This window comes from Aestuarium zhoushanense (assembly GCF_056431045.1).
The window spans coordinates 352,509-378,466 of record NZ_JBWKMA010000023.1; the positions used below are offsets into that span (position 1 = coordinate 352,509).

Consider the following 25,958-nt stretch of genomic DNA (forward strand, 5'->3'; position numbering starts at 1 on the left):
GCTGATCAGGGTGATGTGAGGTATAGCGCAACGCTGGACGAGCCATGCAGATCTACCTGCCAATTGCCGAAATTTCGGTGAACATTTATCTCCTTTTGGGGATCGGGGGCCTTGTCGGGGTCCTCTCGGGCATGTTCGGTGTTGGGGGTGGCTTTCTTATTACCCCGCTCTTGTTCTTTGTGGGCATTCCGCCGGCTGTTGCTGTAGCGACCTCGGCCAACCAAATCGTTGCCTCCTCGGTGTCCGCACTTATGGCGCATATCAAACGCAAAGGCGTTGATTGGTGGATGGGCACGGTCCTCTTGATCGGCGGCCTCATCGGATCCGCAATTGGCGTCCAAGTCTTCAACCTGTTGAAAGAACTTGGTCAGGTCGATCTGCTCGTGAACCTTTGCTACGTCGTCTTTCTTGGCGTCGTGGGCGGCTTGATGATGGTTGAGAGCCTACGCGCGCTCCGCCGCAGCAAGAACGCACAACCCGCAAAACGCAAACGCCACAACTGGGTTCACAACCTACCATTCAAGGTCAAATTCCGCGTCTCTGGCCTGTATATCTCGGTCATTCCACCGCTGTTGGTGGGAATGTCAGTTGGTGTTCTGGCCGCGATTATGGGCGTTGGCGGGGGCTTCATTATGGTGCCTGCCATGATCTATGTGTTGGGGATGCCAACCAAAGTGGTGATCGGCACCTCGCTCTTTCAGATCATTTTCGTCGCTGCTTTCACGACAATGATGCACGCGATTACCAACCAGACCGTCGATATTGTCCTCGCGCTGCTACTCTTGATCGGCGGTGTGATTGGCGCCCAATTTGGCACTCGTATCGGGATGAAACTGAAAGCCGAACAGCTTCGTATTCTGTTGGCAGGTCTGGTGTTGCTGGTCTGTCTGAAGCTCGCGTTCGACCTGCTCATTGAACCGTCCGAATTGTTCTCGATCGGTGACGCGCTATGATCCGGCTGGTCACTTTCCTTCTCATGCTTTTGCCATCGCTTGCCTTGGCTCAAGAAAAACTGGTGTTGGGACTGAGCCAAGACGAGGTTTCGATCACCGCGACGTTTACAGGGTCCGAACTGTTGATCTTTGGTGCGATCAGCCGCGAAACGCCACCACCACAGAATTCTGAGTTAGGTGTCATTATCGCCGTTGCTGGTCCGAATGTTCCAGTCACGATCCGACGCAAGGAACGGGTCGCGGGCATTTGGATCAATACTGAATCCGCAAATATCGACATCGCGCCGTCCTTCTATGCTGTCGCGACCTCTGGCCCGTTGAACGAAGTTCTGCGCCCGCTCGAAGACCTTCAACATGCAATTACGTGGGACCGCGTGGTGCGCTCCGCAGGGCAAGACGCCTTTTCCACGACGGAGTTTTCCGAAGCCTTTGCACGCATCAAAGAAAGTAGCGACTTGTTCCAGATGCTCGAAGGTGCTGTCGCGCTTGAGGATGATACGCTGTTCCATACGGCCATTACGTTGCCATCGAACTTGACCGAAGGCCCCTATCGCACTCGAATTTTCCTGACGCGTGGCGGGCAAGTGATCGATACGCTGGACACCAATATTCCAGTGTTCAAGGTGGGGATGGAGCGTTGGCTGTATAACCTGAGCCGCGAACAATCCGCGCTCTATGGTCTACTCGCACTGCTGATCGCGATTATCGCGGGTTGGACCGCATCTGCTGCATTCAACGCGATGCGCCGTTAATCATCGTCGCTCTGCACGGTGAGTTTCAGTTCGGCGGCAGGCATATGCAGGTCATCCACGCCCAACGGCGCTGATGGACGCGCGAGGCGATTTCGAACAACCCAGCGCAGTTCACGTTCCGCCCGTGTGATAGCCACATAGGCCAATCGTTTCCAAAGCGGCTGCCCCGACTCTGACCTCCCCATTTTGGCGGCAACTTCGATGTCTGGCGCAAAGACTTGAACCGTGTCCCACTGGCTACCTTGCGCCTTGTGGATCGTGACCGCAGCGCCGTGCAAAAATGCAGCGCCCATGCGAGCGGCGTATGGGATAAACGGTTCCTCTTCGCCTTCTTTTTCGATCTTAACGATGCTGGCGGCTGATAGCTGAGGTTCTTCCGCGCCCATCACCCATAGCTTTGAGAACCCAGGTTTTGAGCCTGGCCCACGGTAGATCACCTGCGCACCTTTGATCAGCCCTCGCGCCTCTAGGTCGAGCCGTTTTTTGCGATGCTTCATCGGCAATTCGATGCCGTCACAGATCAGCGGCTCTCCCGGGATCAATGCATCTTCGGGCGCGCCATACGCTCCGCGAAACGCGTGGATCAATCGGATGCGCGTGGCATTCCGCCAAACAAGGACTGGTGACCGCGCCATCAGATCGGACTCAACTCGCTGAGCCAAAACGACCCTCGGGTCTTTTTCCGCTGCTTCCGCGACAAGCCGTTCGAATTTGTAAAAATCGACCGACGGGTCGGCGAGCGCGTGGGCCAAATCGAGGATCGGGTTACCCGCCTCTTGGCGGTGGATACGGTTCAGGATCAGTCGATCCTTTTCGGGCAGTTTTTCAAAGACCATTCCGCCCGTCCCTTGGACAGGTGGCAACTGCGCAGGATCGCCAAATAGCACGAGCGTCGGGAAAATCTCCTTGAGATCATCAAGCGCCTTTTGATCCAGCATCGAGCTTTCATCAATGAACCCGATATCAAGCGGGTCCTCACGACGTTTCCAACCCGTGATAAAGTCAGAGCCACGCAGCCCAGCAGCAGCAAGTGCCGCAGGGACCGAGGTGTTTATCTGATACGACGCCCAAGCGCGATCTAGCGCCACATCCGTGAGCCCCTCAATCTCGGGCCGTGTGCCTTCACCGGCGAGCCATTCGGCAATCCGCTCATATTCCGGATCATAGACGGGCGTGTAGAGGATGCGGTGGATCGTCGTTGCGGGCACACCGCGATTTCGCAAAACCGCTGCAGCTTTGTTGGTCGGAGCGAGGACCGCGAGGGTTCGACGATCTTTCTTCCGTTTACCTTCCCAGTCACCAGAGACTATTGAAACCCCCGCCTCTTTCAGCGCCTTGGTCAACTCTGCCAAAAGCAAGGTCTTACCCGACCCTGCCTTCCCGATAACGGCCATGACGGCGCTGATGTCCCCCATCGGTGGGGTCAGCAACGCGTCCGTCAGATTCACGCCGTTTGCAGCGAGCAAATCAGCGATACTATCCCAAGCCTGCGCCTGATCTTCGGAAAATTGGAGTGCCGGAGTTGTCATGGCGGGACCCTATCCTTAACCCAAGAAAGGGACCAGAGGGGTTAGGCCACCAACTGCAATCGTGGTTCAAACCCAAAGCTTTTGAGGAACCATTTTTCGGATAGTTCGGGCGAGATCCCTGCGCGATGTGCCACGCTTTCGCGCGCTTTATCATCGTAGCCCCAAAGACCCACAGCAATCATATCGCGGCCTTTCCCCGTTTGCCCCAGTATTTCGGGCGACGAACCAATCATCCGATAAATGCGCACCATCCGCGCATCAAAGACCCCGACGAAATGTCGAACGTCGAAGGCCCGCATAAGCTCACCCCCAGCCAACATAAGGGCCGCAGCCACACGACTTTCAGCATTTGGGTTCAAACAAAACCGAGTACATTCCCAGATAAAGGGACTTTGCAATTCGACCCCATCCATCAGGTCGACAAAATGGTCATTCACCATCGTCTGGCCAGTTGACGGCAAGAAACGCATTGAACCACCGTGGCTGCCATCCTCGGTTTCCCAGATAACGTAAAGCGGGTTGAGGTCGTCATACGCGTCCCTTTCCCATCCACGGTCATCGACGGTAACGTCCCAGCCTAGCCGTTCATGAAATTGAGCAGCTCGATCGCGGAACATGCTGTCCGCCAATTTCGGGTAATTGCAGAGTTGATCGCCGTATAGGTACCGCAGCATGACACATCCCTTTTCTGATCCAAGGAACAGTCTGCCGTAAAATGGTTAAACTTCGGCCTATGCACCGTTCGGTGCCTTGCCAGGCCAATCACCTGACGTTCCACGAGCGGCGCCGCCAATCACAATCAACCCTTCGGTTATTGCCTTTGCAACGGCGTGAGTTGTGTTGGTCGCACCCAATTTGAACCGCGCACTTTCGATATAGACCCGCAACGTATGTTCTGAGATCGACAACATCTCTGCCACTTGCCCACGGCCATACCCCATCGCCAAATAGGTCAGTGCATCGGTTTCACGGCGCGACAGGGACTTCACGATTTCGGGCTTACGGCCCTTCGCAATCTTCAGGGCACTTTTGTTGAAATAATGCGCAAGAAGGATCAGATCGCGCTGATGGCTCTCGGTAAATACCTCCCACTCTTCGTCCGAGCAGGTGTGTGAAACCGTAAAAAGCGCATATTGCCCGTTCGGTCCACGGATGGGGATAGACATGCCTTGATTGCCCACACCTGCCGCAATCGCTTCTTTCTGAAAGGCCCGCGCTTGTTTAGAGGACCAGTCGAGCCGTTTCCAATTCACTGGGTGAAACCGCTGATAACAACCGATGACGACGGGATCGACGCGTAGGTAGTCATTGTCTACGTAAGTCTGAACCCAATCGGTCGGATAGGTCCCGCATCCAAACTGCTCACCATCGCTGCTGATCCAATGGTAAACCGCGTGGTCAATGCGGAATTGATCACGCAGTGTCAGGATGATCGATTGTAGATCATCCAGTGTGTCCGCCTGATCCAGTTGCCCAATCAGGCTTTGTATGTTTTGCCCCATGCCCCATCAGCACTGTCTGTGCCGTCCCGATTTTCGACGCCAATTCGCGTCGCGCCACATCTGACGTGCGATCCAGTTCAGTGACGAGAGCCGGCATCCCATTGAGGTCTGCAAAGGCCCGTAGATCGTCAAGAACGTCGAGTATCCACGTTTTTCCCATGACCAGACTCCTCTGCGATGGTTAATGGAACATTAACAACCAAGCCTAGCACACAACTTCTGAACGAATTATTCGCACATTCGCCCTCCCCACAAATAGGGAGGCACATAATTCGCAACTATTTGTTCTGAATGTGACTAAAATAAAGAGGCGACCCAATCGGATCGCCTCTCGGTTGATTGTCCTAGGCCGAATCAGAGTTAGGCTTTGGACTCTGCGATAACCTCGGCAAAGGTGGTCATCCCTGTTTTCTGCGCCTGAACCAATACCGCCATGTTGCCCGGCAGGTGCTGGTTTTTCAGCATCTTCATGTGCGCTGTCGGGATTTCATCCCACGGGAAGACTTCGGACATGCAAGGATCGATGCGGCCTTCACAGACCAAACGGTTGGCCGCCGCGGCCTGCTTCAGGTGCGCAAAGTGCGAACCCTGCAAACGCTTCTGGTGCATCCATGTGTAGCGCACGTCGAAGGTACAGTTAAAACCAGAGGTGCCTGCGCAGATCACAACCATACCGCCTTTTTTGCAGACGAGGTTGGACACAGGGAAGGTGGACTCACCCGGGTGTTCGAACACGATGTCGACGTTGTTGCCTTTACCCGTGAATTCCCAAATGGCTTTGCCAAAACGGCGGGCTTCTTTGAACCATGCGTCATATTCTGGGGTGTTTACCTTCGGCAGTTGGCCCCAGCAGTTAAAGTCTTTGCGGTTGATGACGCCTTTCGCGCCCATCGACATCACAAAGTCACGCTTGGATTCATCAGAAATTACACCGATCGCATGAGCGCCCGCTGCCTTCGCCAGCTGAACAGCAAACGAACCCAGACCACCAGATGCGCCCCAAACCAGAACGTGCTGACCCGGTTTGATGTCGTGCGGTGCGTGGCCAAAGAGCATGCGGTAGGCGGTCGCCAAAGTCAGAGTGTAGCAAGCCGACTGTTCCCAAGTCAGGTGCGCAGGACGTGGCAGAAGCTGCTGCGCCTGAACCCGCGTGAACTGAGCGAACGAACCGTCAGGTGTCTCATAGCCCCAAATACGCTGGGTCGGAGAGAACATCGGATCGCCGCCGTTGCATTCCTCGTCGTCGCCGTCGTCTTGGTTACAATGGATGACGACCTCATCACCGACTTTCCAGTTTTTGACTTTGTCGCCAACAGCCCAAACGATACCCGCCGCATCAGAGCCCGCGATATGGTATTCGGCACCATGGCCGTCGAACGGAGAAATCGGAACGCCAAGACCGGCCCAAACGCCATTATAGTTAACGCCAGCAGCCATAACGAGCACGAGAACTTCGTGCGCATCAAGCTTGGGGGTTTCTACAACTTCAACCTGAAAAGACTTGTCTGGCTCGCCGTGGCGTTCACGACGAATGGCCCATGCGTACATTTTTTCAGGAACGTGGCCGAGAGGGGGGATTTCACCAACTTCGTACAGATCTTTTTTAGTCGCGGTATAGTCGAGTGCCATCGATCTAACTCCTCCAGAGGATAATTTTTGCCGCGCCGCAGAATCGGCGGGATTACCCAAGAATTATGATCGAGAGAGTAACTTTGCAACCCCACCAAAGTGCAAATTGTAATTTTATTACCTTGCGGATGCAGAAAATCCTGAAATTTACGCTGCGTCTGCACAAAAATGATGCGCAATCGAGGCTGCATAGTAGTCGAGCAGGGACCGTTCATCAGGGACGATCTCATAGGTATCACCCGTTTTTCGGATCATTTTCCGAGCCAGCATGAGCGCCAAACCTTCGGTGGCGAGCTCGGCTGCTGACCGTCGTGGCAGCGTTACACCCCGTGACCGAAGAGAGGCCAAATCAGATGCGATGGCTTCGGTAATTGAATCTTTGGAAAAGTGCCCGTTCAACATCGCACGAGCGACGAGAGGGACCGGGACGAGAGGGACCACCTTTGCAATTTTTTCCATCAACACGTCGGCTAGTTCATCAATCGAGCGATCTGGCGACGTCGCAAGAAACTCTGACAATACAATCGGCGACCCGAAGCCTACGGATGCGGTCCCAAACGGCGTGAACTTTAGCCTCACGGCCCGCCACAGTGTCGCAGGCAAGGCCAAGAGCGCTGACCATAGCGACGGCCGGAACTTGCGTTCTCCCGTTATCGCCGCGCGGATCAGTAACCGATCCTCGGGCACGCGATCATAGTTCAGCGCGACGGGCACAAAGATCACATCGCGTCCATCTGGTTTAGACGCATCCACGATGTAGCTGAGCAGCCCCATTTTAGGTTTCGCTATCGCTCCGGTAAGGCTGAGCCCGCCTTCGGGAAAGAACGCTTGAGTCACGCCGTTCTCAGTCGCCATCCGAACATATCGAGATAAAACAGCACGATAGAGCTGCCCGCGAGAGCCTCGCCGAATGAAATAGGCCCCCATTGCGCGAACCAACCACGACAAAGGCCAGACACGCGCCCACTCCCCGACAGCATAGGCAATCGTGCTCGAACTGCTGATCAGGTGGGTCACTAGCATGTAGTCCATATTGCTGCGATGGTTGATCACAAAAACAAGTGTAGCGTCGCGATCAATGGCACCGAACTCATTCTGGTCCATCGCGCCCAATCGGATTTTATACATCGACCGAGAGACCAATTTCGCGAGCCTCGCGCCGAAGCCGAAATAGACCGAAGCCGAGAAGGATGGGACGATCTCGCGGGCGTAACGTTTCGCGCGTTCAAAGGCCACGTTGTCAGGAATGCCTTCAGCCGTCGCCGCTTTGTGGATCGCTTTTGCAACATCGGGATCATAGATCAGTCGCTGGATCGTATCGAAGCGCCGGGCCAATTTGAACGGCTCAATCGGCCGCGCGAGGCGCTCATTTAGTCGCGCCACAGCACGCTCCATCCGTTTACGGAAAAACCAGCGGACGGACGGGAAAAGAAAATGCGAAGCAAAAGTGACCGCTGCAAACAGCAGGATCAGAACCAAAAGCCAAAGCGGGAGAGTAACGGGGGCATTCATGCGCCGACAGTGACCTGAACTGAGGTATAGGACAATAGGCTCACGCCGCAACGCAGCGAATTGACAGGGATGCAATCTTTCCGTTATCCATTCCCCGACGAAATAAAATTACCCGACCGGATTCTCTGGAGGCCCATATGTCGCAACCGCAGAAAGATCGCCCGTGGCTGTTCCGCACCTATGCGGGGCACTCGACCGCTGAGGCGTCGAACGCACTGTATCGTTCAAACCTCGCAAAGGGTCAGACCGGCCTTTCCGTGGCTTTCGACCTTCCCACCCAGACGGGGTACGATTCAGATCATCGCCTCGCTCGCGGTGAAGTGGGCAAAGTTGGCGTTCCTGTCTGCCACCTCGGTGACATGCGCGCATTGTTCGACAATATCCCGCTCGAACAGATGAACACTTCGATGACGATCAACGCGACGGCTCCTTGGCTTCTGTCCCTGTATATCGCCGTGGCAGAGGAACAGGGCGCCGATGTGTCTGCGCTTCAAGGCACGGTCCAAAACGACATAATCAAAGAGTATCTTTCGCGCGGCACCTACATTTGTCCGCCGAAGCCATCCCTGCGGATGATCACGGACGTTGCGGCCTATACCCGCGAAAACTTGCCCAAATGGAACCCGATGAACGTCTGTTCCTACCACCTTCAAGAGGCTGGCGCGACACCCGAAGAAGAACTGGCCTTTGCATTGGCGACCGCGACTGCTGTTCTCGATGATCTTAAGGGCAAGGTTCCAGCAGAGCACTTCCCGAACATGGTTGGCCGCATCTCGTTCTTCGTGAATGCTGGCATCCGCTTCGTGACCGAAATGTGCAAAATGCGGGCGTTCGTCGAACTTTGGGACGAAATCTGCCAAGAGCGCTATGGCGTCGAAGACCCCAAAATGCGCCGCTTCCGCTATGGCGTTCAGGTGAACTCTCTCGGCCTGACCGAGCAGCAACCAGAAAACAACGTCTACCGCATTCTGATCGAAATGCTGGCTGTGACTTTGTCTAAGAATGCACGCGCTCGTGCGGTTCAGTTGCCAGCATGGAACGAAGCATTGGGCCTTCCGCGCCCGTGGGACCAGCAGTGGTCGCTCCGCATGCAGCAGATCATGGCCTACGAGACCGATCTTCTGGAATACGATGACCTGTTCGACAACAACCCTGCCGTGGACCGCAAAGTTGCGGCCCTTAAGGCAGGCGCTCGTGAAGAGCTCGCAACCATCGACAGCATGGGCGGCGCAGTACAAGCCATCGAATACATGAAGTCTCGTTTGGTCGAATCGAATGCGAAACGCATCAACAATATCGAAGCGGGCGAAACAACCGTCGTTGGCGTGAACAAATGGCAGAATGGGGAACCATCGCCTCTCACCTCGGGCGAAGACGCAATCATGACCGTCGATCCTGCCGTAGAAGCTGCACAAATCTCTCGCTTGAACGCTTGGAAAGCAGGCCGAGACGAAGCAGCCGTTGCCAAGGCGCTAGCTGCCCTCACAGCGGCTGCGAATGACGGCACCAACATCATGATCCCGTCGATTGCGGCAGCAAAAGCGGGTGTCACGACAGGCGAATGGGCAGAAGCGATCCGTCAAGCGTTCGGCCAGTATCGCGCACCGACTGGTGTTTCAAAGAACCCATCTAACCGCACCGAAGGTTTGGATGACATTCGAGACCGCGTTGCGACAGTGACAGGTAAGTTGGGTCGTCCGCTGAAATTCATTGTCGGTAAGCCTGGCCTAGATGGTCACTCTAACGGCGCTGAACAAATCGCAGCGCGTGCCCGCGATTGCGGCATGGACATCACGTATGAGGGCATCCGCCTCACGCCCGACGAAATCGTCGAAGCCGCGAAACGCGATGATGCGCACGTCGTTGGCCTGTCAATTCTGTCCGGCTCTCATTTGCCGCTGATCGCCGAGGTCATGGAAAAAATGAAAGCGGCTGGATTGCACCACATTCCAGTTATTGCGGGCGGCATCATTCCAGATGAAGACGCGAAAAAGCTGATTGGAATGGGGGTTTCGCGCGTTTATACGCCTAAAGACTTCGAATTGAACCGAATTATGGGCGATATCGTAACGCTCGTCGATCCAGCAGAAAAAGCCGCTTAATTAAAGGCAAAATCTTTAACCAATACCCCGATTGCCAATTGTCGCATTCGGGGTATTATGCGTTTCGTATTTTAATCTTGCATTAAAGGCTCACGGAATGACCCTCAATCTTGATACCCTATCCCGTAAAGAACTCGAAACGCTTCGTGCTGATGTTGAGAAAGCACTGAGCCGCGTTGGCGCGCGCGAATTGAAAGCAGCCCGTGACGCAGCGGCCAAAGCCGCAGCTGAATTCGGGTTTTCGCTGGACGAACTGACAAGCGGAGCAAAAGCACCAAAGGCCAAAGCTGCTGCGAAATATCGCAACCCTGCGGATGGCTCCCAAACTTGGTCCGGCCGTGGTCGCAAACCCCAGTGGATCAAAGACGCCGAAGATGCAGGCAAAGACATCGCATCTTTCGCGATCTAATTTCAAAACAGCGGCGCGGTAATCCCGCGCCGTTTTGCTTTTAGGGTTCCCAGAATGACTGTTCATATCGGCGCCAAGAAGGGCGATATTGCCCCCACAGTTTTAATGCCTGGCGATCCCTATCGTGCAAAATGGGCTGCGGAGACATTCCTCGATAACCCTCGCTGCATTAACGAAGTGCGCGGTATGCTCGGATACACAGGGACGTGGAACGGCAACCCAGTGACCATCCATGGTTCGGGCATGGGGATGCCGTCGCTGTCGATTTACGCGAATGAGTTAATTCGCGATTACGATGCACAGACGCTCATTCGGATCGGATCAGCAGGTGGCATGCAAGACCACGTCAAAGTGCGCGACGTTGTATTGGCGATGACCGCTAGCACCATTGGCACGCCGTCCTCTTCGATTTTCCGTGAATTGAATTACGCGCCCTGCGCTGATTTCGGCCTGTTATCTGCCGCCGAAAAAGCAGCAGCTGAATTAGACATTACCCATCACGTTGGCGGCATTTTTTCGTCCGATACATTTTACGATGAACGGTCCGATCTGACGGAACAATTAATGCGGCATGGAACGCTAGCAGTCGAAATGGAAGCGGCCGAGCTTTATATTTTGGCTGCGCGTTACAAACGTCGTGCGCTGGCTGTTCTCACGATCTCGGACCATCTGGTCACACATGAGGCACTCCCCAGTGACCAACGTGAACGTAGCTTTGGCGATATGGTAGAGATTGCACTTCGCGCTGCTTTCACATCCTGATCGGCGCGATAAGTGCCCTGTTCATGATGGACGCTAACACGCACCTGCGCTAAGACGCTGTCGAAGCTGAAAGAGGTGTTACATGTCAGGCCACGGCAATCCTATTCCAATGATTTCCCGCAAGTGCGGACCGCTCAAGGGCGTGGCGAATGTGCCTGGCGATAAATCGATCTCGCATCGGTCACTCATTCTTGGCGCATTGTCGGTTGGTAAAACCGAAATTACGGGCCTGCTACTGGGCGAAGACGTGCTGGATACGGCTAAAGCGATGCGTGCCTTTGGCGCGACCGTCGTTGATCACGGCGAATGCAACTGGAGCGTCGAGGGCGTAGGCGTCGGCGGGTTCAAAGAGCCTGAAAACGTCATCGACTGCGGCAACTCTGGTACTGGCGTGCGCCTGATCATGGGCTGCATGGCGACCTCTCCGATCACCGCAACATTTACTGGCGACGCATCCCTGAACTCTCGCCCGATGGGGCGCGTCACAGATCCGCTGGCGCTCTTTGGTGCGAAATCTTACGGACGCAAAGGTGGCCGCCTACCGCTCACCATCGTTGGCGCAGAAAACCCCGTGCCCGTGACATACGCGACGCCAGTCCCGTCCGCTCAGGTGAAATCGGCTGTTTTGCTGGCTGGCCTGAATGCCCCGGGCAAGACTGTCGTTATCGAAAAAGAAGCCACTCGCGATCACACTGAACGGATGCTGGTTGGTTTTGGCGCTGAACTCACGGTCGAAACGACCGAAGAAGGGCGCGTTATCACCTTGACTGGTCAGCCTGAACTGAAGGCCCAAAAAATTGTCGTCCCTCGTGACCCCTCTTCGGCTGCATTCCCTGTCTGCGCGGCGATCATCACCGAAGGCTCTGACGTGCTCGTCCCGAATATCGGCTTGAACGACACCCGCGCTGGTTTGTTCACAACACTGCGCGAAATGGGCGCCGATCTGGAATACGAGAACCTGCGCGAAGAAGGCGGCGAGCCCGTTGCCGACCTGCGTGCAAAATACTCACCGAACCTCAAAGGGATCGAAGTTCCGCCTGCTCGCGCTGCCTCGATGATCGACGAATACCCTGTTCTGTCCGTTGTCGCGTCCTTCGCTGAAGGCGACACAGTGATGAAGGGTGTTAAGGAACTGCGCGTCAAAGAATCCGACCGCATTGATGCGATGGCCAAAGGTCTACGCGCTGCTGGCGTCGAAGTTGACGAAGGTGACGATTGGTGGATCGTCAAAGGTCGCGGCTTTGGTAACGTTGAGGGCGGCGTAACGGTTGAATCTCGCCTCGATCACCGCATCGCGATGTCGTTCATGGTGATGGGCATGGCGACGAACAAACCGATGTCGGTTGATGACGGCTCGCCGATTGCGACCTCGTTCCCGATCTTTGAACCCCTCATGGCGGACTTGGGCGCAGCGATCGAACGGTCCAATTCCTAATGAGCGAAAAGCCACAACGGAACTGGCGGACCATCTTTGTGACAGGCATTCTGATCGCATTTGGTGCTGTCCGCTTGTTCGAGATGTGGGTGCAAGGCGGCGCACGGCTCCCTTAAGTAAGAGGCGAACATGACTTTCACAGTAGCCATCGATGGCCCAGCCGCTGCAGGCAAAGGGACGATTTCCAAAGCCGTCGCTGCGAAATTCGGCTTTGCACATCTTGATACCGGATTGCTCTACAGAGCCGTGGGCGCGAAAGCTGCGGATGGCGTTGATCCGATTACTGCGGCCCAAACGCTGAATAACGATGACCTGAGCCGCGATGATCTGAGGTCGCTGGCGGCTGGGCAAGCGGCATCCAAGGTCGCAGTTATCCCAGAAGTCCGCGCTGCTTTGGTAGATTTTCAACGTCGCTTTGCCACGCAAGACGGCGGTGCGGTCCTCGATGGTCGCGATATTGGGACGGTCATTTGCCCTAATGCTGATGTAAAACTCTTTGTTACTGCGAGCGCCGAAGTTCGCGCCCACCGTCGGTGGCTGGAGGTCGGTGGCGACGAGGCACAGGTATTGGCCGAGGTGCGGGAACGCGATGACCGCGATATGAATCGTGCCGATGCGCCGTTGAAACCTGCCGACGATGCCCTTCTGATCGACACAAGTGATCTGTCGATTGAAGACGCTATTGCCGCCGCCGTGAATGCGATCAACGCCGCACGTTAAGCTGCGTTTTTCCGATCATACTCTGCGCGAGCACGGTCAATCTCTGCCAAGTGCTCAACAGCCCATTCGCCCATCACACCGATCGTTTCTGCAAAAGACTGGCCCAAATCGGTCAATTCATATTCGACCGTCGGCGGCACCGTTGCATAAGCCGTACGGTTCACGAGCCCGTCACGCTCTAGCTCCCGCAAAGTCAGGGAAAGCATGCGCTGAGTAATGCCCAGATGTCGCTTTAACTCGTTGAAACGCATGACCTGACGACCTTTGAGAGCGATCATCACAAGGATGCTCCATCTGTCACCGATCCGGGACAAAACACTATTGATTTTCTCGCATTGAAGCGGGCAGTGGCCGACGTCCTTCATGGTTCCCTCTTTGATACTGAGTATCCGAAATGTGCCTTCTTGAAGGCCATATTGGTCACAAATATATACCCAGTATCGAATTTATACCACCCTCCTCGAAAGGTAATAGGATGTTCTACGAAAAACTCGACTGGCGCTACGCAACCAAAGCTATGGATGCGTCCAAGGTTGTTCCCGCTGAAAAAATCGAACGCATTGTTGATGCGGCCCGCCGCGCGCCGACATCGTCTGGCCTGCAGCCGTTCCAACTGATCCTCGTGACCAACGATGATGTGCGCGCAAAGCTGTCTGCAGCCGCATTCGGTCAAAAGCAGATCACTGATGGGTCTGCAGTTCTCGTTTTTGCTGCGTGGGAAAACTACACCGACGAAAATATCAGCAGTGTTGTTGACCTTCACGCAGAAATTCGCGGCGAAGAAACCCGTGAGGCGCTAAATGGCTACTATGATAACCTCAAAGGCATGTATTTGGCTCGCGATGCTCAGACCAACTTTGAACATGCGGCACGTCAGGCCTACATCGCACTCGGTTTTGCCTTGATGGCAGCTGCCGAAGAAGGCGTCGACACGACACCGATGGAGGGCTTTGACCCTGCGCAATTCGACGAAATTCTCGGCCTCAAAGAAAAGGGCCTGAAGTCCGTCGTCACGCTCGCAATCGGCTACCGCGATGAGCCGAACGACTGGCTCGCCCCGCAGAAAAAAGTTCGCCGTTCGCGCGACAGCATCGTCACCGATGTAAAGTAAGCTGCACCTGACGGGGCAAGGTTGGATTCCGTCCTTGCCCTGTTGGGGTTTCTGCGGTAAATGCGCCCTTGTCTAAAAGCAGGGGTTACACCTGTGGACGCAGGATCAGGCAGGGTCGGACATTCCGGCCCTCTTTGTTTTGCGTTTACCGACGCCAATCAAAAGACCGGCGGATCCAACCGCTAGGCCAGAAAAACCGTGAAAAGGATTAACGCCAGATGGCTAACGTATCGATGGAGGAATTCGAAGCCCTCCTACAAGAAAGCTTCGAAATTGACACCCCGGCTGAAGGTTCGGTTGTCAAAGGTAAGGTTATCGCGATTGAAGCCGGTCAGGCTATCATCGACGTCGGCTACAAAATGGAAGGCCGCGTAGACCTCAAAGAATTCGCAAACCCGGGTGAAGCTCCCTCGATCGCTGTTGGCGACGAAGTGGAAGTGTTCCTGCGCGCGGCTGAAAACGCCCGCGGCGAAGCTGTCATTTCCCGCGAAATGGCTCGCCGCGAAGAAGCATGGGATCGTCTGGAAAAAGCATACGCTGCAGAAGAGCGCGTCGAAGGCGCAATCTTTGGCCGCGTCAAAGGTGGCTTTACTGTCGATCTGGGCGGCGCTGTTGCGTTCCTTCCGGGTTCGCAGGTTGACGTACGTCCCGTACGCGACGCTGGCCCGCTGATGGGTCTGAAGCAGCCGTTCCAAATCCTGAAAATGGACCGCCGTCGTGGCAACATCGTTGTATCGCGTCGTGCGATCCTCGAAGAGTCGCGCGCTGAACAGCGTGCTGAAGTCATCGGCAACCTCACTGAAGGTCAGGCTGTTGAAGGCGTGGTCAAGAACATCACCGAATACGGTGCGTTCGTTGATCTGGGCGGCGTTGACGGCCTGCTGCACGTCACCGACATGGCATGGCGCCGTGTTAACCACCCGTCGGAAATCCTGTCGATCGGCGAGACCATCAACGTTCAGGTCATCAAGATCAACAAAGACACCCACCGTATCTCTCTGGGCATGAAACAGCTTCAGGACGATCCGTGGGATGCAGTTGAAACTCGCTACCCGCTGGAATCGGTACACACTGGCCGCGTAACCAACATCACCGACTACGGTGCATTTGTTGAGCTCGAAGCAGGCGTTGAAGGTCTGGTTCACGTTTCCGAAATGTCCTGGACCAAGAAAAACGTCCACCCGGGCAAAATCGTTTCGACCTCGCAAGAAGTCGAAGTCATGGTTCTCGAAATCGACTCGTCCAAGCGTCGCGTTTCGCTCGGCCTCAAGCAGACCCAGCGCAACCCGTGGGAAGTCTTTGCTGAGACCCACCCAGAAGGCACACAGGTTGAAGGTGAAGTTAAGAACATCACCGAATTCGGTCTGTTCATCGGCCTGCCTGGCGACATCGACGGCATGGTTCACCTCTCCGACCTGTCGTGGGACGACCGTGGCGAAGACGCAATCCAGAACTACCACAAGAACGACGTTGTTAAGGCTGTCGTTACCGAAGTCGACGTTGAGAAAGAGCGCATCTCGCTCTCGATCAAAGCAATGGAAGGCGACCCGTTCGCTGAAGCCATTGGCGGCGTAAAGCGTGGTTCGGTGATCACCGTTAACGTAACCGCAATCGAAGATGGCGGCATCGAGGTTGAGTACGAAGGCATGAAGTCGTTCATCCGTCGTTCGGACCTGTCGCGTGACCGTGCCGAACAGCGTCCTGAGCGTTTCGGCGTAGGCGATAAAGTCGACGTTCGCGTGACCAACGTAGACAGCAAGACCCGCAAACTGGGTCTGTCGATCAAAGCACGTGAAATCGCAGAAGAGAAAGAAGCAGTAGAACAGTACGGTTCGTCCGCTTCTGGCGCTTCGCTCGGCGATATCCTCGGTGCAGCTCTGAAAGGTTCGGACGAATAAGTCCCCTTTTGAGTGAAAAAATGAACCCCGCTGTCGTAAGGCAGCGGGGTTTTTCTTTGGCGAATCGCTGCGTCAGTGCTGCGATGCAGCGTTTGTGCCCAACCTGGAAGTCGCTGCCGAAATTCCTCAATCACCAGCCAAAGGCCCGAAATTGATGCAATTTTCGCGATTTACACCCTATGACGGCTATTCCCCGATGGGTTCTGTTTTCCTATAGTCGTGCAGTGAGCAGGGTGAACCTGCCGTCTGTTTCATACCCGGGGGGTCCACGCCTATGATCAGGTCAGAACTGATCCAAAAGATCGCCGACGAAAATCCTCACCTCTACCAGCGTGATGTAGAGAAGATCGTGAACACGGTCTTTGACACCATCACCGAAGCGATGGCCGCTGGTCATCGGGTGGAGCTGCGCGGTTTCGGCGCATTCTCTGTCAAGAAACGCGATGCAAGAACGGGCCGTAACCCGCGCACCGGCGAATCTGTCGACGTCGAAGAAAAGCACGTGCCGTTCTTTAAGACAGGCAAGCTGCTGCGCGATCGACTGAACGACGAATAAGAGAACCGAATGAAAACGCTTCGCTACGCCTTTTGGGGCATTGTTGCCCTTTGTCTTGTGCTTGTTGGTTTGGCAAATCGTGACATCGTGACGATCCACGCCATGCCGAACTTGCTCGCTGACTTCATCGGCGTAGCCCCGACCGTTCAGGTGCCTTTGTTCATTGCCATTTTCTTAGGTGTCGGTGTTGGTTTGCTCATCGGATTCCTTTGGGAATGGCTGCGCGAACACAAAACCCGTTCCGAAGCCCGTGCACGTGGCAAAGAAGCAAAGCAACTTCGTCGTGAATTGGACCGTCTCCGCGATGCGGATGGCGACGGCAAAGATGACGTTCTTCAACTGCTCGAACGTTCGTAATTATGCCTGATGTCAGAGTGAAAATCTGCGGGCTGCGCGATGCGGCCAGCATTCAGGTCGCCTGCGATGCTGGAGCGGCTTACCTTGGGTTCGTCTTCTTTCCAAAGAGTCCACGCAACGTCACCATCGGCGAAGCAGCAGCCTTGGCGCTTGAGGTCCCACTTGGCGTCGCAAAGGTAGCGCTCGTTGTTGATGCGAGTGACGAATTCTTGGATGAATTAACAGCCAAAGTGCCGCTCGACATGTTGCAGCTTCACGGCAAAGAAAGCCCAGAGCGCGTGACCGAAGTGCGTGAACGCTATGGCCTACCTGTTATGAAAGCTATCGGCATTTCGTCCCCAGACGATCTGTTCCAGATCGACCTTTACGCCCAAGTCGCCGACCAAATCCTCGTTGAACCGAAACAGCCCAAGGACTCTGACCGTCCAGGTGGGAACGGCGCAGCGTGGGATTGGAAAATGGTACGGCGCAAGTATTGGACCCGTCCGTGGATGCTGGCGGGCGGCTTAAATGCTGACAACGTTGCGCAGGCAATCGATATGACTGGCGCGCGTCAGGTAGATGTATCGTCAGGCGTGGAATTGGCTGCAGGCGTAAAAGATGCCGAAAAAATCCGCGCATTTATCGCAGCAGCACAAGCGTAACGGTTCCTCCCTTTACCCCTTAGCGCATAGGCGCTAACTGTTCTGCTGAACTTCGGGGAGGCCACGATGGCAGACGATCTATTCAACAGCTTTATGAACGGTCCGGACGAACAAGGCCGCTTTGGCAATTTCGGCGGTCGGTTCGTTGCTGAAACACTCATGCCTCTGATCCTTGATTTGCAGGCAGAGTACGAAAAAGCAAAAACCGATGCGACCTTCTGGGCCGAGATGGACGATCTGTGGAAACACTACGTCGGCCGCCCTTCCCCGCTGTATTTTGCAAGCCGTATGACCGAAGAGCTAGGTGGCGCGAAAATCTACCTCAAGCGTGACGAGCTGAACCACACTGGCGCGCACAAGATCAACAACGTTCTTGGTCAGATCATCCTTGCTCGCCGCATGGGTAAATCACGGATCATCGCTGAAACGGGCGCAGGTCAGCACGGCGTTGCAACGGCAACTGTTTGTGCCAAATTCGGCCTGAAGTGTGTGGTCTACATGGGTGCGCATGACGTTGAACGTCAGCAGCCGAACGTGTTCCGCATGAAGCTGCTTGGTGCCGAGGTCATTCCAGTGACCTCTGGCCGTGGCACCCTGAAAGACGCAATGAACGACGCGCTTCGGGATTGGGTCACTAACGTCGAAGATACCTTCTACTGCATCGGCACCGTTGCTGGCCCGCACCCCTACCCTGCCATGGTTCGCGATTTCCAATCGATCATCGGCAAAGAAGTCCGCTGGCAGCTGCCCGAACAAGAGGGCGAAGGCCGGCTGCCCGATACCGTGATTGCCGCGATTGGTGGTGGTTCGAACGCGATGGGTCTGTTCTATCCGTTCCTCGATGATCCATCGGTCAATATTATCGGCGTCGAAGCTGGTGGAAAAGGCGTGAACGAAAAGATGGAGCACTGTGCGTCGCTGACAGGCGGTCGTCCGGGCGTCCTGCATGGCAACCGCACCTATCTTCTCCAAGACGAAGATGGTCAGATCCTCGAAGGTTTCTCGATCTCCGCTGGCTTGGACTATCCGGGCATCGGGCCAGAACACGCGTGGCTGCATGACATCGGTCGCGCAAAATATGTGTCGATCACCGACAAAGAAGCGCTCGAAGCATTCCAGTTCTCGTGCCGAACTGAAGGCATCATTCCTGCTCTGGAACCGTCTCACGCGTTGGCTCACGTGATGAAAATCGCGCCGACTCTGCCCAAGGACCATATCATCGTAATGAACATGTGTGGTCGCGGCGACAAAGACATCTTTACCGTTGCGCGCCACCTAGGAGTCGATATGACCAGTGGCAACGAAGGTCGCAACAGCGACTAAGTGTATGCAATACTATGATAAATCAAAGCCCCGCCATTGTGCGGGGTTTTGATTTTCGGCGCATAAACTCTGGTTTATAGCCATACAACCTATGGATCACTAGGCTGTAATAAACTCTGCGCGGATAGATCGACGGTCATTTTTCAGGCGACGCTGTCTCCACGGATTACCGTTAATTAGGGAGAGTATTATGAAAAAGATAACCTTTGCCGCTGCGATTTTGATCGCCGCATCCACACTGACCGTCAAAGCCGATCCACTGATCGACAACATCATCTCTGCTTACCAAAATGGTGGCTTCACTGGCATTGAAATCTATAACTCGGCCAGCACTGTCAAAGTCGAAGCCTATCGTGATGGCATGAAATACGAGGTTATTTATGACCGCGCGACAGGCGCAGAGATTTCGAGCGAAGTCAGAACTCGAACAGAACGCGATGGCGAACGTGGTGCCTCGGGTCGGGTTCGTGGAAGCGATGACGGCCCTTCGCACGATCTAAACGACGATCACGGTCGGAATGGTGGTCACCACGGCCGCGGCCATGACGACGATGATCACGATGATGACCACGACGACAGCCGTGATGATAGTGACGACGACAGCAATGACGACTCGTAACGCTTCGTGCTAACATATTTGGGTTCTGGCATTTTGTCAGAACCCCCTTCTGGTGAACAAATGAAATTCGGGACCCAATCTCTTTCGATTATGATCACAAGCGCCCTTTTGGCGTTTGGGGCGCCTGTGCATGCGCAGTCGATCCAAGACAGCATCGTTATGCAGCTGCAGGAGCAGGGCTATACCGACATCGTGGTAAATCGCACCCTTCTGGGCCGCGTTCGAGTCGTTGCGCGCAATCAGACCCATGAAAGAGAGCTAGTGTTTAACCCAACCACGGGCGAACTGCTGAGGGACTATTGGCGTGCGATTGGTGAAAGCAAACGATCCAATATGACCATCATCCCCCGCATTGCGGAGCTCGAAGAAATTGAATCCGACGACGATCACGACAGACACGGAAATGACGATGATCGAGAAGATGAAGAGGACGATGATCATGATCGTGGCCGTAATCGAGGTGGCAACGATAACGACAGCAAAGACGACGAAGATAGTGGCGATGATAAGGACGACGATGATTAACGGGATAGGTTCCAATTAATGGACAAGCGGGCAGTCACAGCTGTCCTCGTGGTGCAAATCATTTGCGCCACCTTTTTCCTATGGAACATCCTGTCGTCGGTCTTTGGCGTTGCTGCATTTTCGTGGCAAGTCTCGGAATATATCGAACTCGGCGCCGCATTCGGCCTTTTGATCGGTGTCGGCTTTGGTGCGGTCATCTTGCGACGGTCCTCCGCACGTGCTCGACTGGCAGAAAATCGTCTACGCGCAGCGTCGGGTGCTTTTATGGAACTCATGCACGAACGGTTCGATGCATGGGGCCTCACCGCCGCGGAACAAGACGTCGCGTTGTTTGCCATCAAAGGGCTGAATACCGCTGAAATCGCCGCGCTTCGCAATACGTCAGAAGGCACGGTTAAAGCGCAGACGAATGCAATTTACAGGAAGGCTGGCGTTACGGGACGCCCTCAGCTTCTCAGCCTGTTTATTGACGATTTGTTAGATGAAACAGCCTTTGCTGTTCCCGCTCAAGCGGCAGAGTGAGCCTCTAGGACAGCCAAAGGCACAATCTCAAGCGCCCGCATGTGAGTGGCATTCAGATTGACCAAAGGCGCGCACCCTTCGTCGGCGGCTTGCAAAAAGCGTCCAGCGCAAAGGCACCATTGATCGCCAGCTTTCAGGCCTACGAAATTGAACTCGGGCCTCGGTGTCGACAAGTCATTCCCCACGTATTTCGAAAACGCGAGGAATTCATCGGTCATGACTGCGCAAACGGTGTGGCTCCCTTGGTCCTGCTCGCATGTATTGCAGAACCCGTCGCGGAAAAATCCGGTCATCGGATCGGTGGAGCACGGAATAAGCGGTGCACCGTAAACGTTAACAGATTGGTCCATTTGAGTCATCGGGGCCTCATCACACAGGTGGGGTCCACTTAACCCAGCGGCCATGAAAATCAACACGACCCATTTTGAACCGCAGTTCACCAGGCCAAATGCGCAACGTCAGGGCTGCGCTCCCGCTTTGACCGTCAGCTTCCATCTGGAACCATGCAAGCGGACTTTCTGCAGTCGCTGCACGACCCACAGTTTCGATAATCGACCGACCACGCTCTTGGGCATCGGCTGGCAAATACTGCCAAGCCACCGTCGAATAGACCATCGTCAGGGCGCCACACGTCGTTTGAAGACTGGCATTCAACCACTCGACGGCGTCACCCTGTTCAACGCTGACATCACACAACCTGATTGCTGCCTCTGTGAGTGCCACGCGCTCGAACTGATCAGGCCAAATGTACGACTTGAGGCGCAACCGATCTAGCGGGTTCTGAACATCAATCGGGCTCAGGTCCACACCACGCCGATCTAATATCCGCAGCTCTGACCTCGGCGGATAGGGCCCTGTCCACTCAGGAGCCAACCGAACGGGACTATCGCCGTCACCATACACAGTCTCTCCCAAATACAATGCGAACCTATCCCACATGAGGTTCAAACCAGCGCTCGCACCGACTTCGAAAACGTTCATCGGGAGTTTGAACCGCTTTGTCAGCCAGTGAGAGACCGCAATGAGAACGGCAGAGCGGCGGACTTCATTTGTTTGCGGGGGACTATCGATAAACGTCGATATGAAAGGGGCTTCTTCGGTCAAAGCACGTTCTACAGCCACCCAAAGCGCATCAGGATCGGTTGCATAGTTTTCGTAGGCATCTTCCAACCCACAGCGCCCCAACATTCGAAGCGCATTCAACGCACCCACGAGCCGCAACGGAACTGAGTCTGCCGATGGCCCCATGTCACCCGGCCAATTAAACAAACGCACAGTGAGCGGGGAATTTGGTGTGAGCCTCTCGGCCAGCAGGTGCAATAGATTCGCAGTCAACGGTGACCCAAGAGCCTCGCAGGCCTGCGCCTGTGTTAAAAGAGCCTCGGGTAAGCGACCTGTCATCTGAACCTATCCACCAACTTTTCCATCGGGCTGCGGGTATCTTCCTCAACCGTCGGTTCGTTTTTAACGAGCTTTTCGGGCTTGTTCTTCGACTTCGGGGCCTGAGCCGTCCCTGTGCCAGAGCGAGGCGGAGCAACACGTAGTGCAACGGCATTTAGGAATTTAGGGCCATCACCCTCTGCCAGAGCACCTGCCCCGTCACTGATTCCACGCATCATATCATCGAGCCAATCCTGCTCTGCTTTCGCAAAATCCGACAGAACATAGCCCGCAACGCGATCTTTGTGCCCAGGGTGACCGATGCCAAGTCGAACGCGGTCATAGGCTTCACCGATATGTTGGTGGATCGAACGAAGTCCGTTGTGGCCCGCATGACCGCCGCCCGTTTTCAAACGACACTTGCTCGGCGCAAGATCAAGTTCGTCGTGGAACACGACTACATCTTGGGGCGTGAGCTTGTGAAACCGCATCGCCTCGCCAACAGACTGGCCAGATAGGTTCATAAAGGTGTCCGGTTTCAGCAGGATAACCTTTTCGGACCCCAGTCTACCTTCGCTCGTTTGGCCTTGGAATTTGGCGCGCCACGGCGAAAACCCGTGATCGCTCGCGATACGTTCCACGGCCATAAAGCCGATGTTGTGACGATTTTGGGCGTATTTCACACCCGGATTTCCGAGGCCGACAAATAGTTTCATATGTTATCCATACCGACAGGTCATAGCAGAGCCAACATATTTGCTATATACTTAGCGTGTCTGCCCGTGTAGACGGCCACCTTCGACCTTTTTTGAAAGCCTCCCTGATGATCCCGACTATTTCCGCCGCGCTATCCGAGCGTGGGTATACAACGCTGACCGATGTTCAGGAGGCTGTGCTAAATCCCGAATACGAGGGGAAAGACCTTCTGGTTTCCGCTCGTACTGGTTCTGGCAAAACAGTTGGCTTTGGTCTCGCTATCGCATCCGACCTTTTGGACGATGACGGCTCTGCTGGTCGCGCTGGCCTCCCTGTCGCGCTGATCGTTGCGCCAACCCGCGAACTTGCATTCCAAGTGAGCCGTGAGCTTGAATGGCTCTACGAGAAAACGGGTGCCGTGATTGCATCCGCTGTTGGTGGTATGGACCCTCGTAACGAACGTCGTGCTCTCGAACGTGGTGCGCACATCGTCGTCGGTACACCAGGCCGTATTCGCGACCACATCCAACGCAACGCGCTTGACCTCACGATGGCACGCGCTGTTGTCTTGGACGAAGCGGACGAAATGCTCGACCTCGGGTTCCGTGAGGACCTTGAGTTCATTCTGGCCGAAGCACCCGAAGATCGCCGCACGCTGATGTTCTCCGCAACCGTTCCGCCACTGATCGCGAAATTGGCGAAAGACTTCCAAAAGGACGCGCTGCGCGTAGAAGTTTCGGCAAAAGAACAGCAGCACTCTGACATTTCCTATCAGGTTCTAAATTGTGCACCGCATGACGCTGAACACGCGATCATCAACGCGCTTTTGTTCCATGACCCCGATAACACCATCATCTTTGCGAACACGCGCGCAGCCGTGGCCCGTCTGACGGCCCGCCTGTCGAACCGTGGTTTCCAAGTTGTATCGCTCTCGGGCGAGCTGACCCAAACCGAACGGACACACGCGCTGCAAGCGATGCGCGATGGTCGCGCCAAGATCTGTGTTGCGACCGACGTTGCCGCTCGTGGTATCGACCTTCCGGGACTTGAGTTGGTTATCCACGCTGAAACGCCGACAAACACTGAAACCCTGTTGCACCGCTCTGGCCGTACCGGTCGCGCTGGACGCAAGGGTATTTCCGCGCTGATCGCCACACCGCGTGATCGTATGAAAATCACCCGTTTGCTCAAATGGGCAAAGCTGGAAGCAGAATGGACAGAGCCGCCTAGCGCCGAGGCTGTTCAAACACGTGAAGAAGAGCGTCTGATCAACCACCCTGCATGGTCCGAAACCATCAACGAGGATCAGGCTGCGTTCGCCAGCAAACTGCTAGAAAAATACAGCGCTGAACAAGTCGCTGCTGCCTATCTGCGCCTCTATCAAGAACGTCGCTGCCCGCCTGAAGAACTGGGTGGCGTGTCTGTTGATCGCGAGAAGAAGAAACAAGAATTTGGGCCGTCGGTTTGGTTCAAGCTCTCGATCGGTCGCAACGAACGTGCGGAACCGCGCTGGCTGTTGCCGATGCTGTGCAAACAGTCTGGTCTTAACAAGAATGCGATTGGCCGTATCCGCATCAACGATACGGACACCTACGTCGAAGTTCAGGAAGAAGCTGGCAAGGCGATGGTTGCGCGCGAAGGTGCGAACCTCGAGTTGGAACAGGGCATTTCGCTGGTCGTCATGGACCAAGCACCAGAAATGGACGCACGTAAACCGCGCGGCCCACGTCCAGACCGTCCTGAGCGTCCTTCCCATCGTGGAGGTCCGTCGGACCGTCCTCGTCGCGAAGAACGTGGTGAGCGTGGTGAGCGTGGTGAGCGTGGTGAGCGTGGTGAGCGTTCGCCTCGTCCAGAACGTTTCGAACGTCCAGAGCGCAAGGACAAACCCGCAAAGTTTGATCGCCCCGCGCGTTTTGACAAACCCGATACTAAACCTCGCAAAGTAGAAGCCAAATCCGAAGGCGAAACTGGCTCTGAACCTCGCATCAAAACGCGCTGGAAGAAAGAAGACATGAAGCGCCGCGACGATGGCCGCGTTGATCGTCCGTCTTTTGCTAAGCCGCGTGCTCGCGCTGGCGACGACGCAGCAAAGAAGCCCGCAGGAAAACGCACATTTGGTGACAAACCAGCTGGTAAGAAATTCGGTGGCAAGCCTTCTGGCGACCGCAAGTCGTCGTTCAAAGGCGGCAATCCCAAAGGTGGTTTTAAGAAGAACCCAAAGAACTAAGAAAATAGGCCTCTCTTTTCGTGATCATATGTCTACGATCACCTCAAGAGAGGTTTTCTTGACGCGACCACACGGCTAAAGAGACCCAACTCATTCGAAAAATGGTGCTCTGATGTCTGTCTCGATGCTATCGACCTTTGTAAAACCCATGCACCCCGAAGGGCGCAAGTTTGTAGCAATCGCTGCAGCGATTACGGTTCTGTTGTTCCTTCTGTGGGAGCCGCTCGGCTGGATTGGCGTCGGCCTGACGGTTTGGGTCTATTACTTCTTTCGCGACCCCGTACGCGTCACGCCTGACCGCAAGGGCATTATGGTTTCTCCAGCGGACGGCGTTGTGTCGCTGCTGGAACCTGCTGTTCCACCTGCAGAGCTAGGCCTTGGCGACGAAGCCATGACCCGCATTTCCGTGTTCATGTCGGTGTTTAACTGTCACGTGAACCGCGCACCTGCTGCTGGCACAATCACAGCGGTTGCATACCGTCCCGGTAAATTCCTGAACGCGTCACTCGACAAAGCGTCCGAGGACAACGAGCGTAACGGCATCACCATCGAGCTTCCCGATGGTCGGAAATTCGGCACCGTTCAGATCGCGGGCCTCGTCGCGCGTCGCATTCTGTGCTGGTCCAAAGAAGGCCAAGAGATCGGCATTGGTGAACGTTTTGGTCTCATCCGTTTCGGGTCTCGTCTGGATATCTATCTTCCTGAGGGCGCAAAGCCGATGGTATCGATAGGCCAGACAATGATCGCTGGCGAAACTGTTATTGCAGATTTGGGCGAAGCGCCCCAAGCCTAAGG

28 protein-coding genes are annotated in these 25,958 nt (G+C 55.1%); 18 read left to right on the top strand and 10 right to left on the bottom strand.

Annotated elements, in window-relative coordinates:
* The first annotated feature begins 44 nt into the window (after positions 1 to 44).
* Both AC07ED_RS13415 and AC07ED_RS13420 read left to right on the top strand, forming a co-directional pair.
* Positions 45 to 953 (top strand): sulfite exporter TauE/SafE family protein, encoded by a 909-nt coding sequence (locus AC07ED_RS13415; protein WP_067548066.1) that lies wholly within the window; start codon positions 45 to 47, stop codon positions 951 to 953.
* Complete coding sequence (locus AC07ED_RS13420) at positions 950 to 1,705, top strand: TIGR02186 family protein (protein WP_105234082.1); 756 nt, start codon at positions 950 to 952, stop codon at positions 1,703 to 1,705. The genes AC07ED_RS13415 and AC07ED_RS13420 overlap by 4 nt, the downstream gene beginning before the upstream one ends.
* On the opposite strand, the gene AC07ED_RS13425 is transcribed toward AC07ED_RS13420, so the two are convergent.
* The 6 genes from AC07ED_RS13425 to AC07ED_RS13450 form a co-directional block, all read right to left on the bottom strand.
* Positions 1,702 to 3,234 (bottom strand): ATP-dependent DNA helicase, encoded by a 1,533-nt coding sequence (locus tag AC07ED_RS13425; RefSeq protein ID WP_105234081.1) that lies wholly within the window; start codon positions 3,232 to 3,234, stop codon positions 1,702 to 1,704. The genes AC07ED_RS13420 and AC07ED_RS13425 overlap by 4 nt on opposite strands.
* A gap of 41 nt (positions 3,235 to 3,275) precedes the next feature.
* Positions 3,276 to 3,908: an acyl-homoserine-lactone synthase gene (locus AC07ED_RS13430; protein WP_105234080.1), complete on the bottom strand. Its 633-nt coding sequence runs from the start codon at positions 3,906 to 3,908 to the stop codon at positions 3,276 to 3,278.
* A 57-nt stretch (positions 3,909 to 3,965) separates the two neighbouring features.
* Complete coding sequence (locus AC07ED_RS13435) at positions 3,966 to 4,736, bottom strand: helix-turn-helix transcriptional regulator (RefSeq protein ID WP_105234079.1); 771 nt, start codon at positions 4,734 to 4,736, stop codon at positions 3,966 to 3,968.
* Positions 4,678 to 4,896 carry a hypothetical protein gene (locus AC07ED_RS13440; RefSeq protein ID WP_105234078.1) on the bottom strand — a complete coding sequence of 73 codons (219 nt, stop codon included), beginning with the start codon at positions 4,894 to 4,896 and terminating at the stop codon, positions 4,678 to 4,680. The genes AC07ED_RS13435 and AC07ED_RS13440 overlap by 59 nt, the downstream gene beginning before the upstream one ends.
* A 200-nt stretch (positions 4,897 to 5,096) precedes the next feature.
* Complete coding sequence (gene ccrA / locus AC07ED_RS13445; protein WP_105234077.1) at positions 5,097 to 6,365, bottom strand: crotonyl-CoA carboxylase/reductase; 1,269 nt, start codon at positions 6,363 to 6,365, stop codon at positions 5,097 to 5,099.
* Positions 6,366 to 6,512: 147 nt separating this feature from the next.
* Entirely contained in the window at positions 6,513 to 7,877 is a 1,365-nt protein-coding gene (locus AC07ED_RS13450; protein WP_105234076.1) for a 1-acyl-sn-glycerol-3-phosphate acyltransferase, read from the bottom strand.
* Positions 7,878 to 8,014: 137 nt separating this feature from the next.
* Here AC07ED_RS13450 and AC07ED_RS13455 point away from each other — a divergent pair, with 137 nt between their 5' ends.
* From AC07ED_RS13455 to AC07ED_RS13475, 5 genes are all read left to right on the top strand, one after another.
* Positions 8,015 to 9,979 (top strand): protein meaA, encoded by a 1,965-nt coding sequence (locus AC07ED_RS13455; RefSeq protein ID WP_105234075.1) that lies wholly within the window; start codon positions 8,015 to 8,017, stop codon positions 9,977 to 9,979.
* A 97-nt stretch (positions 9,980 to 10,076) separates the two neighbouring features.
* Positions 10,077 to 10,388 (top strand): H-NS histone family protein, encoded by a 312-nt coding sequence (locus tag AC07ED_RS13460; protein WP_105234074.1) that lies wholly within the window; start codon positions 10,077 to 10,079, stop codon positions 10,386 to 10,388.
* A gap of 54 nt (positions 10,389 to 10,442) precedes the next feature.
* Positions 10,443 to 11,150, top strand: a complete 708-nt coding sequence (gene deoD / locus AC07ED_RS13465) for a purine-nucleoside phosphorylase (RefSeq protein ID WP_105234073.1) — start codon at positions 10,443 to 10,445, stop codon at positions 11,148 to 11,150.
* Positions 11,151 to 11,232: 82 nt separating this feature from the next.
* Positions 11,233 to 12,585, top strand: a complete 1,353-nt coding sequence (gene aroA / locus AC07ED_RS13470) for a 3-phosphoshikimate 1-carboxyvinyltransferase (protein WP_105234072.1) — start codon at positions 11,233 to 11,235, stop codon at positions 12,583 to 12,585.
* 129 nt (positions 12,586 to 12,714) lie between these two features.
* Entirely contained in the window at positions 12,715 to 13,305 is a 591-nt protein-coding gene (locus AC07ED_RS13475) for a (d)CMP kinase (protein WP_105234071.1), read from the top strand.
* Here the strand turns inward: AC07ED_RS13475 and AC07ED_RS13480 are convergent.
* A complete protein-coding gene (locus tag AC07ED_RS13480) occupies positions 13,302 to 13,670 on the bottom strand; it encodes a winged helix-turn-helix transcriptional regulator (protein ID WP_067548032.1) in 369 nt (122 codons plus the stop codon). The genes AC07ED_RS13475 and AC07ED_RS13480 overlap by 4 nt on opposite strands.
* A 110-nt stretch (positions 13,671 to 13,780) precedes the next feature.
* Here AC07ED_RS13480 and AC07ED_RS13485 point away from each other — a divergent pair, with 110 nt between their 5' ends.
* The 9 genes from AC07ED_RS13485 (at position 13,781) to AC07ED_RS13525 (ending at position 20,860) form a co-directional block, all read left to right on the top strand.
* Positions 13,781 to 14,416, top strand: a complete 636-nt coding sequence (locus AC07ED_RS13485) for an NAD(P)H-dependent oxidoreductase (protein WP_105234070.1) — start codon at positions 13,781 to 13,783, stop codon at positions 14,414 to 14,416.
* A gap of 218 nt (positions 14,417 to 14,634) precedes the next feature.
* On the top strand, positions 14,635 to 16,314 hold the full coding sequence (rpsA, locus tag AC07ED_RS13490; RefSeq protein ID WP_067548027.1) for a 30S ribosomal protein S1: 1,680 nt from the start codon (positions 14,635 to 14,637) through the stop codon (positions 16,312 to 16,314).
* Between the two features lie 274 nt (positions 16,315 to 16,588).
* A complete protein-coding gene (gene ihfB, locus AC07ED_RS13495; RefSeq protein WP_105234069.1) occupies positions 16,589 to 16,870 on the top strand; it encodes an integration host factor subunit beta in 282 nt (93 codons plus the stop codon).
* 9 nt (positions 16,871 to 16,879) lie between these two features.
* Positions 16,880 to 17,227, top strand: a complete 348-nt coding sequence (locus tag AC07ED_RS13500; RefSeq protein WP_067548021.1) for a LapA family protein — start codon at positions 16,880 to 16,882, stop codon at positions 17,225 to 17,227.
* A gap of 2 nt (positions 17,228 to 17,229) precedes the next feature.
* On the top strand, positions 17,230 to 17,871 hold the full coding sequence (locus tag AC07ED_RS13505) for a phosphoribosylanthranilate isomerase (protein ID WP_105234068.1): 642 nt from the start codon (positions 17,230 to 17,232) through the stop codon (positions 17,869 to 17,871).
* 66 nt (positions 17,872 to 17,937) lie between these two features.
* On the top strand, positions 17,938 to 19,194 hold the full coding sequence (trpB, locus tag AC07ED_RS13510; protein ID WP_067548015.1) for a tryptophan synthase subunit beta: 1,257 nt from the start codon (positions 17,938 to 17,940) through the stop codon (positions 19,192 to 19,194).
* Positions 19,195 to 19,384: 190 nt separating this feature from the next.
* A complete protein-coding gene (locus AC07ED_RS13515; protein WP_105234067.1) occupies positions 19,385 to 19,813 on the top strand; it encodes a hypothetical protein in 429 nt (142 codons plus the stop codon).
* A gap of 60 nt (positions 19,814 to 19,873) precedes the next feature.
* A complete protein-coding gene (locus tag AC07ED_RS13520; RefSeq protein WP_158664458.1) occupies positions 19,874 to 20,338 on the top strand; it encodes a hypothetical protein in 465 nt (154 codons plus the stop codon).
* Between the two features lie 18 nt (positions 20,339 to 20,356).
* Positions 20,357 to 20,860, top strand: coding sequence for a helix-turn-helix transcriptional regulator (locus AC07ED_RS13525; protein WP_105234065.1), 504 nt, complete (start codon positions 20,357 to 20,359; stop codon positions 20,858 to 20,860).
* On the opposite strand, the gene AC07ED_RS13530 is transcribed toward AC07ED_RS13525, so the two are convergent.
* Genes AC07ED_RS13530 through pth form a run of 3 tightly spaced genes read right to left on the bottom strand, consistent with a single transcriptional unit; the run spans position 20,845 to position 22,956 of the window.
* Positions 20,845 to 21,219, bottom strand: coding sequence for a DUF2237 family protein (locus tag AC07ED_RS13530; protein WP_105234064.1), 375 nt, complete (start codon positions 21,217 to 21,219; stop codon positions 20,845 to 20,847). The genes AC07ED_RS13525 and AC07ED_RS13530 overlap by 16 nt on opposite strands.
* Before the next feature lie 10 nt (positions 21,220 to 21,229).
* The gene (locus AC07ED_RS13535; RefSeq protein WP_105234063.1) at positions 21,230 to 22,261 is read right to left on the bottom strand and encodes a DUF2332 domain-containing protein; all 1,032 of its coding nucleotides are present in this window, start codon (positions 22,259 to 22,261) and stop codon (positions 21,230 to 21,232) included.
* On the bottom strand, positions 22,258 to 22,956 hold the full coding sequence (gene pth, locus AC07ED_RS13540; protein ID WP_105234062.1) for an aminoacyl-tRNA hydrolase: 699 nt from the start codon (positions 22,954 to 22,956) through the stop codon (positions 22,258 to 22,260). The genes AC07ED_RS13535 and pth overlap by 4 nt, the downstream gene beginning before the upstream one ends.
* 107 nt (positions 22,957 to 23,063) lie before the next feature.
* On the opposite strand from pth, the gene AC07ED_RS13545 reads away from it, so the two are divergent.
* Both AC07ED_RS13545 and AC07ED_RS13550 read left to right on the top strand, forming a co-directional pair.
* Entirely contained in the window at positions 23,064 to 25,163 is a 2,100-nt protein-coding gene (locus AC07ED_RS13545; protein ID WP_105234061.1) for a DEAD/DEAH box helicase, read from the top strand.
* A gap of 112 nt (positions 25,164 to 25,275) precedes the next feature.
* Complete coding sequence (locus tag AC07ED_RS13550; RefSeq protein WP_105234060.1) at positions 25,276 to 25,956, top strand: phosphatidylserine decarboxylase; 681 nt, start codon at positions 25,276 to 25,278, stop codon at positions 25,954 to 25,956.
* The last annotated feature ends 2 nt before the right edge of the window (positions 25,957 to 25,958 follow it).

Excerpts from the sequence above, each read along its gene's own strand:
- AC07ED_RS13425 (WP_105234081.1), bottom strand. The coding sequence starts at position 3,234 with ATGACAACTCCGGCACTCCAATTTTCCGAAGATCAGGCGCAGGCTTGG.
- AC07ED_RS13415 (WP_067548066.1), top strand. The coding sequence starts at position 45 with ATGCAGATCTACCTGCCAATTGCCGAAATTTCGGTGAACATTTATCTC.
- trpB (WP_067548015.1), top strand. The coding sequence starts at position 17,938 with ATGGCAGACGATCTATTCAACAGCTTTATGAACGGTCCGGACGAACAA.
- AC07ED_RS13450 (WP_105234076.1), bottom strand. The coding sequence starts at position 7,877 with ATGAATGCCCCCGTTACTCTCCCGCTTTGGCTTTTGGTTCTGATCCTG.
- AC07ED_RS13500 (WP_067548021.1), top strand. The coding sequence starts at position 16,880 with ATGAAAACGCTTCGCTACGCCTTTTGGGGCATTGTTGCCCTTTGTCTT.
- ihfB (WP_105234069.1), top strand. The coding sequence starts at position 16,589 with ATGATCAGGTCAGAACTGATCCAAAAGATCGCCGACGAAAATCCTCAC.
- AC07ED_RS13545 (WP_105234061.1), top strand. The coding sequence starts at position 23,064 with ATGATCCCGACTATTTCCGCCGCGCTATCCGAGCGTGGGTATACAACG.
- AC07ED_RS13520 (WP_158664458.1), top strand. The coding sequence starts at position 19,874 with ATGAAATTCGGGACCCAATCTCTTTCGATTATGATCACAAGCGCCCTT.
- AC07ED_RS13505 (WP_105234068.1), top strand. The coding sequence starts at position 17,230 with ATGCCTGATGTCAGAGTGAAAATCTGCGGGCTGCGCGATGCGGCCAGC.
- rpsA (WP_067548027.1), top strand. The coding sequence starts at position 14,635 with ATGGCTAACGTATCGATGGAGGAATTCGAAGCCCTCCTACAAGAAAGC.
- AC07ED_RS13440 (WP_105234078.1), bottom strand. The coding sequence starts at position 4,896 with ATGGGAAAAACGTGGATACTCGACGTTCTTGACGATCTACGGGCCTTT.
- AC07ED_RS13455 (WP_105234075.1), top strand. The coding sequence starts at position 8,015 with ATGTCGCAACCGCAGAAAGATCGCCCGTGGCTGTTCCGCACCTATGCG.
- AC07ED_RS13550 (WP_105234060.1), top strand. The coding sequence starts at position 25,276 with ATGTCTGTCTCGATGCTATCGACCTTTGTAAAACCCATGCACCCCGAA.
- deoD (WP_105234073.1), top strand. The coding sequence starts at position 10,443 with ATGACTGTTCATATCGGCGCCAAGAAGGGCGATATTGCCCCCACAGTT.
- aroA (WP_105234072.1), top strand. The coding sequence starts at position 11,233 with ATGTCAGGCCACGGCAATCCTATTCCAATGATTTCCCGCAAGTGCGGA.
- AC07ED_RS13460 (WP_105234074.1), top strand. The coding sequence starts at position 10,077 with ATGACCCTCAATCTTGATACCCTATCCCGTAAAGAACTCGAAACGCTT.
- AC07ED_RS13530 (WP_105234064.1), bottom strand. The coding sequence starts at position 21,219 with ATGACTCAAATGGACCAATCTGTTAACGTTTACGGTGCACCGCTTATT.
- pth (WP_105234062.1), bottom strand. The coding sequence starts at position 22,956 with ATGAAACTATTTGTCGGCCTCGGAAATCCGGGTGTGAAATACGCCCAA.
- AC07ED_RS13435 (WP_105234079.1), bottom strand. The coding sequence starts at position 4,736 with ATGGGGCAAAACATACAAAGCCTGATTGGGCAACTGGATCAGGCGGAC.
- AC07ED_RS13515 (WP_105234067.1), top strand. The coding sequence starts at position 19,385 with ATGAAAAAGATAACCTTTGCCGCTGCGATTTTGATCGCCGCATCCACA.
- AC07ED_RS13525 (WP_105234065.1), top strand. The coding sequence starts at position 20,357 with ATGGACAAGCGGGCAGTCACAGCTGTCCTCGTGGTGCAAATCATTTGC.
- AC07ED_RS13475 (WP_105234071.1), top strand. The coding sequence starts at position 12,715 with ATGACTTTCACAGTAGCCATCGATGGCCCAGCCGCTGCAGGCAAAGGG.
- AC07ED_RS13420 (WP_105234082.1), top strand. The coding sequence starts at position 950 with ATGATCCGGCTGGTCACTTTCCTTCTCATGCTTTTGCCATCGCTTGCC.
- AC07ED_RS13535 (WP_105234063.1), bottom strand. The coding sequence starts at position 22,261 with ATGACAGGTCGCTTACCCGAGGCTCTTTTAACACAGGCGCAGGCCTGC.
- ccrA (WP_105234077.1), bottom strand. The coding sequence starts at position 6,365 with ATGGCACTCGACTATACCGCGACTAAAAAAGATCTGTACGAAGTTGGT.
- AC07ED_RS13480 (WP_067548032.1), bottom strand. The coding sequence starts at position 13,670 with ATGAAGGACGTCGGCCACTGCCCGCTTCAATGCGAGAAAATCAATAGT.
- AC07ED_RS13485 (WP_105234070.1), top strand. The coding sequence starts at position 13,781 with ATGTTCTACGAAAAACTCGACTGGCGCTACGCAACCAAAGCTATGGAT.
- AC07ED_RS13430 (WP_105234080.1), bottom strand. The coding sequence starts at position 3,908 with ATGCTGCGGTACCTATACGGCGATCAACTCTGCAATTACCCGAAATTG.